This is a genomic window from Actinopolyspora sabaoui (genome assembly GCF_051225635.1).
Taxonomy (GTDB): Bacteria; Actinomycetota; Actinomycetes; order Mycobacteriales; family Pseudonocardiaceae; genus Actinopolyspora.
In genome coordinates this window covers 442,268-455,461 of record NZ_JBMIHH010000003.1, presented here as the reverse complement: position 1 = coordinate 455,461, position 13,194 = coordinate 442,268, and the positions used below count along the sequence as shown (strand labels likewise).

Here is a 13,194-nt window from a genome sequence, read left to right as displayed (position 1 = left end):
GCGAAGTGAGTACGCGAAGTGACTTCCGGTGCGCTGGTCTGCTCGCCCGTGTTGTCGCCGGAACCACCACCTCTCCCGTCCGTGATGGACAACACGACGATTCCGCCTCGCGTATCCGGGTCGGGCGCAAGGACCTGCTCGTCGTGGCGGGACTCCCGGGCGCGGGCAAGACCACACTGCTGGGCTCGCTCCGTTGTTCCGAACCCGTCCTCGTGCTGGATTCCGCGCAGTTGTACCGGGTACTGCTCGCGGGCTTCGGTGCGGGTGTCCCCCGTCGGGTCTACCGGGCGATCGTCCATCCGCTGCACTACGCCAGGATCGTGGTGGCGTGTCTGCTGGCTCCCGGCGTCGTCGTGGCGCACGTCCCCGCCACCCGCCGCGCCGCGCGGGGTTCGCTGGTCGCGCTCGCCACACTCACCGGGCGGAGTCCGGTGCTGTGCTGGTTGGAGGTCCCACCCACCGCCGCGCGGGCGGGGCAGCGGGCACGTGGCAGAATGATAGCGGCACGCGCGTTCGCCCGACACGTACGCCGTGCCCGGCTCCCCAGGCATTACCTGTATCGCATCGGTAGGTTGCGAGGGTGGCGCCGGGTGTACGTACTCACCCGAGCGGAGGTTACCGGCGGGGTTCAACTGGTTCCGTAGTGTCACGTTGTTCCCCGAAGGACCGACGGGGGGCCGAGACGGACGTGATCGACCGTTACCCTGGACGGTACGCGCCGGACGCACCCGGCGCTGCCGGCTGAGATTCATCGAGCTGCGAGTGACTGGCAACAGAGTGTGCGTTGCGGGTGAGCGCGGCCCGAGATGCGTAGGCGACGGTGCGTGAACGGTGCCGTCGGTCAGCGAACCCGATTCGTGCGATCCGTGTCGTGGATGCCGCCACGGGTTCGTCCGCAGTGCTTCAGCCGCCCCGACCACACGAGGAGACTCCAGACTTACATGCCCACATTCGACGAGCTCGATCTCGACAGCCGCGTACTGCAAACCCTCACCGACCTCGGCTACGAGACTCCCTCGCCCATCCAGTCCGAGACCATTCCGTCGCTGCTGCAGGGGCGCGACGTAACCGGTCAGGCACAGACCGGCACGGGCAAAACCGCCGCCTTCGGTCTGCCCATACTCTCGAGTATCGATCTCGACAAGCGCAAGAAACCGCAGGCCCTCGTGCTGGCTCCCACCCGTGAGCTGGCCATCCAGGTAGCCGAGGCGTTCCGTACCTACGCCGCCAACCTGCCCGGTTTCCGGGTGCTGCCCATCTACGGTGGACAGAGTTACGGTCCGCAGCTCGGCGGACTGCGTGACGGCGCACACGTGATCGTCGGCACTCCGGGGCGTCTCATCGACCACCTCGACCGGGGCTCGCTGGACCTGTCCGAGCTGAGCCATGTGGTGCTCGACGAGGCGGACGAGATGCTGCGCATGGGATTCATCGAGGACGTGGAGCGGATCCTGAAGTCCGTTCCGTCCCCCCGGCAGGTCGCGCTGTTCTCGGCGACCATGCCGAACGCCGTGCGCAAGATCAGCCAGTCCTACCTGGACAACCCCGTGGAGGTGGCGGTTCGCGGCTCCACCAGCACAGCGGCCAACATCCGCCAGCGCTACTGGCAGGTGCGCGGCGTCCGCAAGGTCGACGCGCTGTCACGGCTGCTCGAGGTCGAGCCGGTCGACGCGGCCATCGTGTTCGCCCGCACCAAGCAGCTCACCGAGGAACTGACCGAGCAGCTGCGGCTGCGCGGTTTCAACGCGGCCGCGATCAACGGTGACATCGCTCAGGCGCAGCGGGAGCGCACCATCGACCAGCTGCGACAGGGCCGCACCGACATTCTCGTGGCCACCGACGTCGCCGCGCGCGGGCTGGACGTGGACCGGGTATCGCACGTGCTCAACTACGACGCCCCCCACGACAGCGAGTCCTACGTACACCGGATCGGCCGTACCGGTCGTGCCGGGCGCAGCGGCGAGGCGATCCTGTTCGTGACCTCGCGGGAGCGGCAGTTGCTGCGTTCCATCGAGAAAGCCACCGGCCAGTCCATCGAGCGGATGGACCTTCCGACGATCGAAGCGGTCAACGAGCGCAGGCTCGAACGTTTCCGGCAGCGGATCACCGACACGCTGCAGAACGGCGAACTGGAGATCTTCGAGCAGCTGGTGCGCGACTACGAACAGAACAGCGAGGTGCCCGCCGCCCGGGTGGCAGCGGCACTGGCGAGCATGACCCAGGGCGACCGTCCGCTGCTGCTGCAGCCGGAACCCGAGCCCGAGTCGAAGTCGCGTCGCAACTCGCAGCGTTCCACCGAGTTCGAGTCCTCGGACTCCGAGACGGCCATGTTCCGGGTGGAGGTCGGTCGTCGCAATCGCGTGACCCCCAGTGCCCTGGTGGGGGCGCTGGCAAACGAGGGCGGTCTTTCCAGCAAGCGGATCGGGCACATCGACATCCATGACGAGCACACCCTCGTGGAGCTGCCCGCCGAGATGCCGGAGGAGATGCTGCGCAAGTTGCGCAAGACACAGGTCGCCGGCCGTGGACTGCGGATCAGCCGCACCGAGGGAGAACCGCCTCGTCGTTCCGGTGGCTGGTCCCGGAGGCCCGGCGGCAGGGAGCGCTCGAGTTCCCGGCGCAAGGGGCGTGCCGGTGCGGGTGGAGCACGTTCCGGCGGTGACAAGCGTCCCGCGGTCGATCGAGGCTGAACACCGGTTCGTGGCCCTGTCCGCCTTCGGGCACCGTAGGTGGGCGGTTACCCTCGGCGTAGGAACATCGACGACTCTGGAGCCCGTGACCCCGTGTTCGACACTCTTTCCGACCGGCTCACTTCGGTCCTGAAGAACCTGCGCGGCAAAGGGCGCCTGTCCGAGGCGGACATCGACGCCACCGCGCGCGAGATCCGTATCGCGTTGCTGGAAGCCGACGTGGCACTGCCGGTGGTGCGCGGCTTCATCTCGGGAGTCAAGGAGCGGGCCAAGGGCACCGAGGTGTCCCAGGCCCTCAATCCCGCCCAGCAAGTGATCAAGATCGTCAACGAGGAGCTGGTCGGCATCCTCGGTGGCGAGAAGCGGGATCTCACGCTCGCGAAGAAACCACCCACGGTGATCCTGCTCGCGGGGTTGCAGGGTTCCGGTAAGACCACGTTGGCAGGCAAGTTGGCCAAGTGGCTCGCCGGGCAGGGCCACACCCCGATGCTCGTGGCCTGCGATCTGCAGCGCCCCAACGCCGTGACGCAGTTGCAGGTGGTGGGGGAGCGTGCCGGTTCGCCGGTCTTCGCTCCCGAACCGGGCAACGGTGTCGGCGACCCCGTGGACGTCGCACGTCGCGGTGTCGCCGAGGCTGAACGTGCCCAGCACGACGTCGTCATCGTCGACACCGCGGGACGCCTCGGTGTCGACGAGGAGATGATGCAGCAGGCCTCGGACATCCGCGACGCGGTGAACCCGAACGAGATCCTGTTCGTGGTCGACGCCATGATCGGTCAGGACGCCGTGAGCACCGCCGAGGCGTTCCGCGACGGGGTCGGCTTCAACGGCGTGGTGCTGACCAAGCTCGACGGCGACGCCCGGGGTGGTGCCGCACTGTCGGTTCGGCAGGTCACCGGTGAGCCCATCATGTTCGCCTCCAACGGCGAGAAGATCGAGGACTTCGACGTCTTCCATCCCGACCGGATGGCCAGTCGCATCCTCGGCATGGGCGACATGCTCACGCTGATCGAGCAGGCCGAGCAGGCCTTCGACGCGGATCGTGCCGAGCAGGCGGCCGAGAAGCTCGGTACGGGCGAGCTCACGCTAGAGGACTTCCTGGAGCAGATGCAGGCGGTCCGGCGTATGGGGCCGCTGCAGAACCTGGTCGGCATGCTGCCCGGCGCCAACCAGATGAAGGACCAGCTCGCCAACTTCGACGAGGCGCACCTCGACAGGGTGCAGGCCATCATCCGTGGCATGACCCCGGCCGAGCGCGCCGACCCGAAGATCATCAACGCCTCCCGCAGGCAGCGCATCGCCAATGGTTCCGGCGTGCGGGTCAGCGACATCAACGACCTGGTCAGCAGGTTCTTCGAGGCCCGCAAGATGATGCAACAGATGGCGGGCCAGTTCGGCGGCGGTGGTGGCGGGGGCCGTAAGGCCACCAAGAAGGACAAGAGCAAGAAGGGCAAGAAGGGCAAGAACAAGGGGCCGACGCAGCCCAAGGCGGCACGCGGCGGGATGCCCGGTGGTCTTCCCGGTATGCCGGGTGGTGATCAGGGCGCTGATCCGTCCCAGTTGCCCGGAGGGCTCAATCAGCTCCCCCCCGGCTTCGACCCGTCGAAACTCGACTTCGGCAAGAAGAAGAAGTAAACCCGCGCTCGCGGTCGCTCCCCGGAGTCCCGAAGCGGGCGATGGGCGCCCGGGGAAGCGGTACCACCGGAAGCGCCCGGCCCGGGGCATCTCCACGGGCCCGCTGTGTGCGGGTCCGTGGCCGAGAGTTCCGGCCCTGGCCGCAAGGAGCGGTTCGATGACCGAGGAGCGTTCGTGACGGCTCTGCATCTGCGTGGCGTGCTGCTGCCGGAGGGCAGATCGCGCGATCTGTGGATCAGCGACGGTCTGATCAGTACCGAGCCGGTCGAGGACGCCGTCACGATCCTCGACGGTGGGTACGTGCTGCCCGGTCCCGTCGACGCGCACTGCCACGTCGGAATCGGACCGCAGGGGCCGGTGGATCTCGACGAGGCGGTGAGCCAGGCCGAGACCGATGCGGCAGCGGGGACCCTGTTGATCAGGGACTGCGGCTCTCCGTTGGACACCACGCCGCTCCAGTCCCGAACCGATCTTCCCCGGATCATTCGCGCCGGTAGACACCTGGCGCGGCCGAAGCGATACATACCGCATCTCGCCGAGCAGCTCGACGACCCGGAAGAGCTTCCGGAAGCGGTGGCGAAGCAGGCCGTTCAGGGCGACGGTTGGGTAAAGCTGGTCGGGGACTGGATAGACCGCTCGGTGGGGGATCTGGCTCCGCTCTGGAGCCCGGACACGCTGCACAAGGCCGTCGAGACCGCGCATCGACACGGGGCGCGGGTCACCGCGCACGTCTTCGGGGAACAGGCCCTGGCCGGGCTGTTGGACGCGGGGATCGACTGCATCGAGCACGGTACGGGGCTGGATGACGCGATGATCGAGCGGATGGCGCGTGATGGCATCGCACTGGTTCCCACGCTGATCAATATCGAGAACTTCCCCTCGTTCGCGGCCGCCGCCACCAAGTACCCGGACTACGCGTCCCACATGTATCGACTCCATCGGGACGGAGACCGCACCGTGCGCAAGGCCGTCGAGGCCGGAGTTCCCGTCTACGCGGGCACCGACGCCGGTGGTGGTATCGAGCACGGCAGGCTCGTCGACGAGATCGTCGCGTTGCACCGGGTCGGGATGTCGCGGGAACAGGCGCTGGGCGCCGCCACCTGGTCCGCGCGTCGCTGGCTCGGCTTCGCGGGACTGGAGCACGGGGCCGAGGCCGATCTGGTCTGCTACGCCTCGGACCCGCGGGCGGATTTGGAGGCGCTGCGCTCCCCGGAGCTGATCCTGTTGCGCGGCGGTGTGCTGCGGTGAGGAACCGTTCCGGCTCCCACGCCGCGGCTCCGCGCGTGCTGCCCCGGGGATATATCCAGGTGCCGACCCCCGGAGGTCGACGGTAGTCTGTCGACCCGACGGGAACGGATCGTTCCGTACCCCGGAAGTCACCCGGCTCGCACGGAGGCGCCAGTGACGGCACCGCAGTCATCCGGATCCGGCGGAGACGTGGATCCGGAACAGTCCGGCGGAACCACTCCGAGTCCGGATGACAGGTCGACCGTGGCGGCGGCCCCGCGATGGGGCTTCGGGGCCTTCTTCCTGGCGGAGGCCGTGTTCGTGCTGGTCTCGGTGGGGCTCGCGGCCCTGGTTGGGGACTTCGGCGAGCAGGGCTGGATGGGGCCCGTGTTCGTGCTCGTGCTGATGGCTCCCACGGTGCTGGCCGGCCTGGTGGCCGTTGTCGCGACCATGGTGCGTGGGAACGGTCCGGTGCGGGATTTCGGGCTGCGCTGGCGACGCTCCGATGTGCGGACCGGACTGCTCATCGGTTTCTGCGGCTTGGTGCTCAGTACCGTCGCCTCGGCGCTCTGGGCCCGTTGGGTCGGTTCGGAGCAGGCCAACTCGGCCGTGGGAAGTCTGCTCGATGACGTGCGGCTTCCTCCGGTGCTCGCAGTGATCATTTTTCTGCACGTGTGGCTGATCGCCCCGGTCTGTGAGGAGCTGCTCTACCGCGGTCTGCTCTGGGGGGCGATGGAGCGGCTCAGGTTCAGCCAGCTGACCGTCTTTCTGCTCACCACCGCGATATTCGCCATCGGGCACTTCGAACCCGCCCGTACCCTGCTGCTGATCGTGATAGCGATCCCGATAGGCCTGGCCCGCCTGGTTACCGGAAGGTTGACTGCTAGCGTCGTGGCACACCAGGTGAACAACTTCCTGCCCGCGCTGGGGCTGTTGCTCATGTCGCTGGGCATGTTGCCTGCCTGAGAGACCGATCGGGGATCCGTCCTTCGGGCCTTCCGCCTACGGGGGTGCGCCTGAGCCGGAGACCGTGGGCTCCTGCCCGAAAACGGGTCTGGCACAATAGGGAGCTGTTCGCCACGAGCGGGCTCTCTCACCGCTTCGTGGCTGGTCGAAGTATGAGTATCCCGGCGCGTCCCGCGCTGGTGCACAGTGATGCTCACCGGAGCACGAACGAGAGTTTGAGGAGCACCACCACCCGTGGCAGTTAAGATCAAGTTGATGCGGTTGGGCAAGATCCGTGAACCGCACTACCGTATTGTCGTGGCCGACGCGAAGACTCGCCGTGACGGCAGGGACATCGAGACCATCGGCCAGTACCACCCCAAGCAGCAGCCGAGTCACATCCAGGTGAACTCCGAGCGTGCGCAGTACTGGCTCGGCGTCGGTGCCCAGCCAACCGAGCGGGTGCAGCACCTGCTCAAGGTCACCGGTGACTGGCAGAAGTTCAAGGGGCTTCCCGGAGCCGAGGGCTCGCTGCAGGTGAAGGAAGCCAAGACCCCCAAGCAGGAGCTTTTCGAGGCAGCGCTGGCCGCCGCCGACGAGGAGCCGGGCGCGGACGCCACCACCCCGAAGAAGAAGGGTGGCGGCAAGAAGTCCGAGTCCTCCGCCGCTGCGGACGAGAACAAGGAGCAGGCCGAGGAAGGCCAGGAGTGACTGTCCTCGCCGACGCGTTGGAGCACCTCGTCCGAGGGATCGTGGACAATCCCGACGAGGTGCGTGTCGAGTCGTTGACCACTCGTCGTGGTCACACTCTCGAGGTTCATGTCAATCCCGACGACCTCGGCAAGGTAATAGGCCGGGGTGGTCGGACAGCCACAGCGTTGCGCACCGTCGTTTCCGGCGTGGGCGGCCGTGGCATTAGGGTCGACGTGGTCGATACCGATCGCTGAGAACCCGATGATGACCGAGCAACAGGCGGCTCCACGCGTGGTCGGCCGTGTGGTCAAACCTCACGGGGTCCAGGGCGAGTTGGTAGTGGAGATCCGCACGGACAGTCCGGAACGACGTTTCGTCGCGGGCGCCGTACTCGGGGTGCTGTGGAAGTCCCGGGGAACGCGTCCCGAGTCGCTCGAACTGGCGGCCGTCCGGTGGCACGCCGGACGGCTGCTGGTCAGAGCCGTCGAAGTGACCACGCGTGAGGACGCCGAGCGTCTTCGTGGTGTGCTGCTCGGCGTTCGGCCGGACGAACTGGAACAACTCGAGGATCCGGACGAGTTCCACGACCACGAGCTGGAAGGGCTGCGGGCGGTCGGTCCGGACGGTGCCGAGCTGGGCACTCTGCTCGGTGTGCTGCACGGCCCGGCGGGGGAGTTGTTGCGGTTGTCGCTCCCGGACGGCCGGGAGGCCCTGGTGCCGTTCGTCGCCGACATCGTCGTCGATGTGAACACCGACCACGGCACCGTCACCATCGACCCCCCAGAGGGGCTGCTGGAACTCTCCTGAGCCGATCACGAACCCTCGTTTTCACCGGCGAGCGTCCGTTCGAGGTGTTCGCCCCGAGCCCGGCGCGTTCCGCGCGGCGGCCTCGGCTCGTGGACGTGTGGTTCGCCGGGTCGGCGGCCCCACCCGGAAGGGAGCTGTGTTGCGGATCGACGTGTTGACGATCTTTCCCGATTATCTGACTCCGGTACGGGAGGCCCTGCTGGGAAAGGCGATAGAGCGGGGCAGGATCTCCGTTGGGGTGCACGATCTGCGTGACTGGACCCACGATGTCCACCGCTCGGTCGATGACAGCCCTTACGGCGGCGGCCCCGGCATGGTGATGAAACCGGACGTGTGGGGTGAGGCGCTCGACAGCGTGGTTGCCGAGACACCCGAAACCCCCCGCCTGGTAGTCCCCACACCCGCCGGGGTGCCGTTCGCCCAGCACACTGCCCGGCGCTGGGCGGGCGAGGAGCGCCTGATCTTCGCCTGTGGCCGTTACGAAGGAATCGACCAGCGAGTCATCGACGACGCCGTCCGCAGGATGCCCGTCGAGGAGGTCTCCATCGGCGACTACGTCCTCGTCGGTGGTGAGGTGGCCGCGTTGACCATGATCGAGGCCGTGGTGCGGTTGTTGCCCGGGGTGCTCGGCAACCCGGCCTCCGCGGAGCAGGACTCGTTCTCGGACGGACTGCTGGAGGGGCCGAGCTACACACGCCCGGAAACCTGGCGGGGGCTCTCCGTGCCCGATGTGCTGCGCTCCGGCGACCACGCGGCGGTGCGGCGTTGGCGTAGACAGCAGGGGTTGGAGCGTACGTTGCGCAGGCGCCCCGAGTTGCTCGCCACGCTTCCTCCGGAGGAACTGGACGAGCACGACCGGGCGCTGTTGGAGCGGCTGCGACGGGAGCGCGCCTCGTCCGGTGAGGAGTAGCCGGGACGGGACCGTCCGGTTCGATCGTCCTGTTCGACTGCGGGGGTTGTTAGCTGTTCCCGCTGCTGTGTAACTTTGTGTCACACAGTGTGATACTTTCCGTGGTGAAGGAGTTCGGGGTGGTGAAAGCCAAGCCGCCCCGAGGTCCTGATCGTCCGCTACGGCGGCGTCCACGGAGAGTTGCGCCGGGACGGTAAACAAGCCCGCTGGAAACCTCGGTAAGACCAGCTCCGCCGGCATGGGGTATTGCCACGGGAAGACCGCACCCCCGGGTGCGGCCAAGGCCGCGTAGTAATACGGGGGCTCAGAAAGTGCACGTTTCCACACACTTTCTGAACGGTCGATCACCGGGGTCGACTGCTTGTGGAGGGCGTTTCGACGCCCTTGTGGGCGGTGGTTCCGGGGCTCGTTCGAGGTCGACGAAACCGGCTGATAAGCTGCCCGGTGAAACAATGCGACCGGTGCGGTGGCAGTACCACCGGTGATCGCTTTTCTGCTCCGGCAGACGTCTTCCTCGTGGTACGAGGTGACGGAAAACGACTCGGTGACCACCCGAGGCCCGCGCGGTGTTGTCGGGTAGGTCACAGGGGAATCCGCGCGGCCCGTTCGGGCCGAGAGGCGGATCGGTCGCCGTGACGCGAGTCGCGGCTCGCCCGAACAGATTTCACTGTCGTGAGTGAACGTTCAACGACACGGATGAGGACGGACCACCGATGAACAAGCTGGACGCGCTGGACGCCCAGTCGATGCGTTCCGACATCCCAGACTTCCGGCCCGGCGACACGCTGAAGGTCCACGTCCGCGTCATCGAGGGTTCGCGCGAGCGTGTCCAGGTCTTCCAGGGTGTGGTCATCCGCCGGCAGGGCGGTGGCATCCGGGAGACCTTCACCGTTCGCAAGGTCTCCTTCGGTGTCGGCGTGGAGCGGACCTTCCCGGTGCACAGCCCCAACATCGCCAAGATCGAGGTCGCCACGCGTGGCGACGTCCGGCGGGCGAAGCTGTACTACCTGCGTAACCGGGTCGGCAAGGCTGCGCGCGTCAAGGAGAAGAAGCTGGCCAAGTCCTCCTCCTGACGCGCTCCCGCACCGGTGGCACCTATCGACCACCGGTGCGGAACGCCATCGACGATGCACGGTCCCGAAGCTCGGGGCCGTGCATTTTGTCGTCCCGCTTCCGGAAGGCTTCGAGTACCTCGCCCTACTCCTTCGAGGCCCGTACGGAGTGTGGGTTGGTTCACGCGTCTTCGGAAGCAGTGATTGGGATCGGGTTGGTTTCCTTCGATCAGGTGAAACCGACGCGAACGGTTCCGCGACGTCTTGCCCGATCGTGGGTCCCCCGGTTCGAAAATCGGGCGGGATGATCGTGACAGATCGGTAAAAGCGCACCGCAACCGTGACGAATCCGGCAACTGTTACCCGTGTTACGGCGCGGGGTCGCGGGAAACGGGCCTCGTGTATCCAGTAGCCTGGCCGCGTGGCCGACGTCATGCGTTCCCAAGGACCCGACGAGGACCCCCCCGAGGGCTCCTCGGACGAGCAGGCAGCCGCCGAGCAGGCGGACGAGACGCGCTCCTCGGCGCGAAACGCCTCGAAGCGGTCCGGAAAGTCCCGGAAGGGCTCCTTCTGGTGGGAACTGTTCGTCCTGATAAGCACCGCGCTGGTGCTGACCGTGCTGTTGCAGCTGTTCGTCGCGCGGGTCTTCCTGATCCCTTCGCGCTCGATGGAGCAGACGCTGCACGGCTGTGACGGTTGCAGCAACGACCGCATCCTCGTCGACAAGATCACCTACCGCTTCAGCGATCCCCAGCCGGGTGACGTGGTCGTGTTCAGCGGACCGAAGAGTTGGATGGCCGACGAGGGCGGTGTCTCCGAACCCGCCAATCCAGTGGTCGGTTTCTTCCACCGCGTCGGTTCGCTGCTTCACCTGGTCGAGCCGGCCGAGAAGGACTTCGTCAAGCGCGTGATCGCCACCGGCGGGCAGACCGTGGAGTGCTGTGACGAGCAGAACCGGGTTCTGGTGGACGGCGAGCCGCTCGACGAGCCCTACATCTACTGGGCTCCCGGAACTCCGCAGCAGCAGGAGGAGTTCGGGCCGGTGACCGTGCCGGATGATCATCTCTGGGTCATGGGGGACAACCGGAACAACTCGCTGGACTCCAGGTACCAGGGTGGTGGTGGTCGTGCCGGTGCCGTTCCGCTCGACAACGTGGTCGGCAAGGCGCAGGTGATTCTGCTGCCGCCGGGACGTTGGCAGGGTATCGAGGAATCGAACCCTCAGGCAGTGGCACTCGGGGCTGGCGGGGGCCCGGGGGCCGAAGCCCCCGGCTGGGAAGGACTGCGGTACCTGGTGGTCGTGCCGGCCGTGTGGTCGACTCGCCGCGGTTCGCTGGTTGCCGCACGCTCGCGTACGTGGGAGCGACGCTGAGCTTGCGGAACAAATCCGCTGAGCTGGGGTTGCCGCGCACCATCGTGCGCAGGGACTCCGGTAGCTGGGCACTGCAGAACGCACTGGAGCGTCGTGGGCTCGGCCCCGTGGCCGGTGTCGACGAGGCGGGGCGCGGCGCTTGTGCCGGGCCGTTGGTGGTAGCCGCCTGTGTGCTGCCTGCGGGCTCGGGCCGTCGGTTCGACGGGTTGACCGACTCGAAGCTGCTCACCGCCCGTGCGCGTGATCGCTGGTACGAGGTCGTCCGTGCCTCGGCGGTCGGATACTGTGTGGTTTCGGTCGAGCCCGCCGAGATCGATGCCATGGGGGTGCACGTCGCCAACCTGGAGGGAATGCGCCGTGCGGTCGCCGGTCTCGGGGTTCATCCCGGTTACGTGCTTACCGATGGTTTCCGGGTGGAGGGGTTGGCGACTCCCAGCGTGGCCGTGCGCAAGGGTGACCGGGCGGCCGGTTGCGTGGCAGCGGCTTCCGTGCTCGCGAAGGTCAGCCGGGACCGCATGATGAACGAGCTGCACGACTCGTGCCCGGGATACGGTTTCGACGTGCACAAAGGGTATTCGACAGCGCGACACACCGCTGCTCTCCGGTTACACGGTCCCACCACGGAGCATCGCTGGAGCTACTCGAACGTGGTGGAGTCCGCGGCCACTCACGGTGTGCGTTCGCCACGAGGCAACAGTAGTGAATCCGGATTGTTCGATGCTTTTGATCAAGCTGTGATGGACAATGGGAGTGCCGCCATTGGGCATCCGTGGACCGATCAGTGACAGGAAAGGGCTCGCACAGCCATGAGCGCCGAGGATCTCGAGAAGTACGAGACCGAGATGGAGCTGCAACTCTACAAGGAGTACCGCGACATCGTTGGTCAGTTCACCTACGTGGTGGAGACCGAACGGCGTTTCTACCTGGCCAACGGGGTGGACGTTCAGGTGCGCAACTCGGATACCGAGGTGTATTTCGAGGTGGTCATGTCGGATGCCTGGGTCTGGGACATGTACCGCCCGGCTCGGTTCGTCAAGAACGTTCGTGTGATCACGTTCAAGGACGTCAACGTCGAGGAGCTCGACAAGCCGGAACTCCGTCTCCCCGAGAGCGGGACGCCGTTCGGCTGACCGGTTCGCGTGCTCGCCCCCATGGGCGAGCCTCCGGGGTGCGAGTCGGATGTCCCGCGAGGTGGCCGGGACTCCGCGTTGGTACCCGCGCCTCGTTTCCCCCGGCTTCGGCGTCCACCGCGGTCTCGTTGTCTCGCGGACGCGGCCGGGGGCCGGCTCCCGTACCGGCACCGGCCACGGGAGCGAACTCCGCCACGAACCGGTGAGCCACGGGCACGCGGTTGTCCACATCTCCCGCGGTGCTACACAACCGAACGATTCGAGTTTGGTGGGCGTGTGGCGCTCCGTGCAGGTTGGAAGTGTTCGATCCAACCGATCCCGGAGGCGCCCATGAGATCGAAACCCATAATCGGAGCAGTCTCGGACGACGACACGCACGGCAGGAGACACGCGCTGGGAAGAGCGGGCGAGCAACTGGCTGCGGAGTATCTCCGGCAACGGGGACTGGTGGTGCTCTCCCGTAACTGGAGCTGCTCGCAGGGGGAACTCGACATCGTCTGCACCGACGGTCGGCGCGTGATCGTCTGCGAGGTCAAGACGCGATCCGGGATCGATTACGGTTCCCCGGTCGAGGCGGTGAGTCCGCACAAGGTACGCAAACTGCGAGAGGTCGCCGCCGCCTGGCTCCGGGCCCACGACGTCCGCAACTGTCCGGTGCGGTTCGACGTGCTGTCCGTGTTGTGGCCACCCGACTCGCCGGTTCGCATCGAGCACCACGAGGAGGTGTGCTGAG

Annotated in this window: 14 protein-coding genes; all 14 read left to right on the top strand. The window is 67.0% G+C overall.

The genetic code is table 11. The features are described from left to right. The first annotated feature begins 5 nt into the window (after positions 1-5). The gene (locus ACOQFL_RS07145; RefSeq protein WP_435543287.1) at positions 6-644 is read left to right on the top strand and encodes an AAA family ATPase; all 639 of its coding nucleotides are present in this window, start codon (positions 6-8) and stop codon (positions 642-644) included. 297 nt (positions 645-941) lie between these two features. Beyond that, complete coding sequence (locus ACOQFL_RS07140) at positions 942-2,690, top strand: DEAD/DEAH box helicase (protein ID WP_435543286.1); 1,749 nt, start codon at positions 942-944, stop codon at positions 2,688-2,690. Between the two features lie 93 nt (positions 2,691-2,783). Further along, positions 2,784-4,325: a signal recognition particle protein gene (ffh, locus tag ACOQFL_RS07135; protein ID WP_435543285.1), complete on the top strand. Its 1,542-nt coding sequence runs from the start codon at positions 2,784-2,786 to the stop codon at positions 4,323-4,325. 174 nt (positions 4,326-4,499) lie between these two features. Then, complete coding sequence (locus ACOQFL_RS07130; protein WP_435543284.1) at positions 4,500-5,573, top strand: metal-dependent hydrolase family protein; 1,074 nt, start codon at positions 4,500-4,502, stop codon at positions 5,571-5,573. Positions 5,574-5,726: 153 nt separating this feature from the next. Continuing rightward, positions 5,727-6,518 carry a CPBP family intramembrane glutamic endopeptidase gene (locus ACOQFL_RS07125; protein WP_435543283.1) on the top strand — a complete coding sequence of 264 codons (792 nt, stop codon included), beginning with the start codon at positions 5,727-5,729 and terminating at the stop codon, positions 6,516-6,518. Between the two features lie 234 nt (positions 6,519-6,752). Continuing rightward, positions 6,753-7,208, top strand: a complete 456-nt coding sequence (gene rpsP, locus ACOQFL_RS07120; protein ID WP_092632071.1) for a 30S ribosomal protein S16 — start codon at positions 6,753-6,755, stop codon at positions 7,206-7,208. Next, positions 7,205-7,444, top strand: a complete 240-nt coding sequence (locus ACOQFL_RS07115) for an RNA-binding protein (protein WP_435543282.1) — start codon at positions 7,205-7,207, stop codon at positions 7,442-7,444. Before rpsP ends, ACOQFL_RS07115 begins: the two co-directional genes overlap by 4 nt. Positions 7,445-7,454: 10 nt before the next feature. After that, positions 7,455-7,997: a ribosome maturation factor RimM gene (rimM, locus tag ACOQFL_RS07110; protein WP_435543281.1), complete on the top strand. Its 543-nt coding sequence runs from the start codon at positions 7,455-7,457 to the stop codon at positions 7,995-7,997. Positions 7,998-8,136: 139 nt separating this feature from the next. Continuing rightward, a complete protein-coding gene (trmD, locus tag ACOQFL_RS07105; protein WP_435543280.1) occupies positions 8,137-8,907 on the top strand; it encodes a tRNA (guanosine(37)-N1)-methyltransferase TrmD in 771 nt (256 codons plus the stop codon). A 713-nt stretch (positions 8,908-9,620) separates the two neighbouring features. After that, positions 9,621-9,980: a 50S ribosomal protein L19 gene (rplS, locus tag ACOQFL_RS07100; RefSeq protein ID WP_043572209.1), complete on the top strand. Its 360-nt coding sequence runs from the start codon at positions 9,621-9,623 to the stop codon at positions 9,978-9,980. A 400-nt stretch (positions 9,981-10,380) separates the two neighbouring features. Continuing rightward, positions 10,381-11,331, top strand: a complete 951-nt coding sequence (lepB, locus tag ACOQFL_RS07095) for a signal peptidase I (protein WP_435543279.1) — start codon at positions 10,381-10,383, stop codon at positions 11,329-11,331. A 2-nt stretch (positions 11,332-11,333) separates the two neighbouring features. Next, positions 11,334-12,116, top strand: a complete 783-nt coding sequence (locus tag ACOQFL_RS07090; protein ID WP_435543278.1) for a ribonuclease HII — start codon at positions 11,334-11,336, stop codon at positions 12,114-12,116. 21 nt (positions 12,117-12,137) lie between these two features. Beyond that, entirely contained in the window at positions 12,138-12,461 is a 324-nt protein-coding gene (locus ACOQFL_RS07085; RefSeq protein ID WP_043572207.1) for a DUF2469 domain-containing protein, read from the top strand. A gap of 330 nt (positions 12,462-12,791) precedes the next feature. Next, positions 12,792-13,193: a YraN family protein gene (locus ACOQFL_RS07080; protein ID WP_435543277.1), complete on the top strand. Its 402-nt coding sequence runs from the start codon at positions 12,792-12,794 to the stop codon at positions 13,191-13,193. Position 13,194 lies beyond the last annotated feature (1 nt).

What these genes read in the sequence shown, in the direction of transcription:
- ACOQFL_RS07140 (WP_435543286.1), top strand. Translation starts at nt 942, where the DNA reads ATGCCCACATTCGACGAGCTCGATCTCGACAGCCGCGTACTGCAAACC.
- rimM (WP_435543281.1), top strand. Translation starts at nt 7,455, where the DNA reads ATGACCGAGCAACAGGCGGCTCCACGCGTGGTCGGCCGTGTGGTCAAA.
- rplS (WP_043572209.1), top strand. Translation starts at nt 9,621, where the DNA reads ATGAACAAGCTGGACGCGCTGGACGCCCAGTCGATGCGTTCCGACATC.
- ACOQFL_RS07085 (WP_043572207.1), top strand. Translation starts at nt 12,138, where the DNA reads ATGAGCGCCGAGGATCTCGAGAAGTACGAGACCGAGATGGAGCTGCAA.
- ACOQFL_RS07080 (WP_435543277.1), top strand. Translation starts at nt 12,792, where the DNA reads ATGAGATCGAAACCCATAATCGGAGCAGTCTCGGACGACGACACGCAC.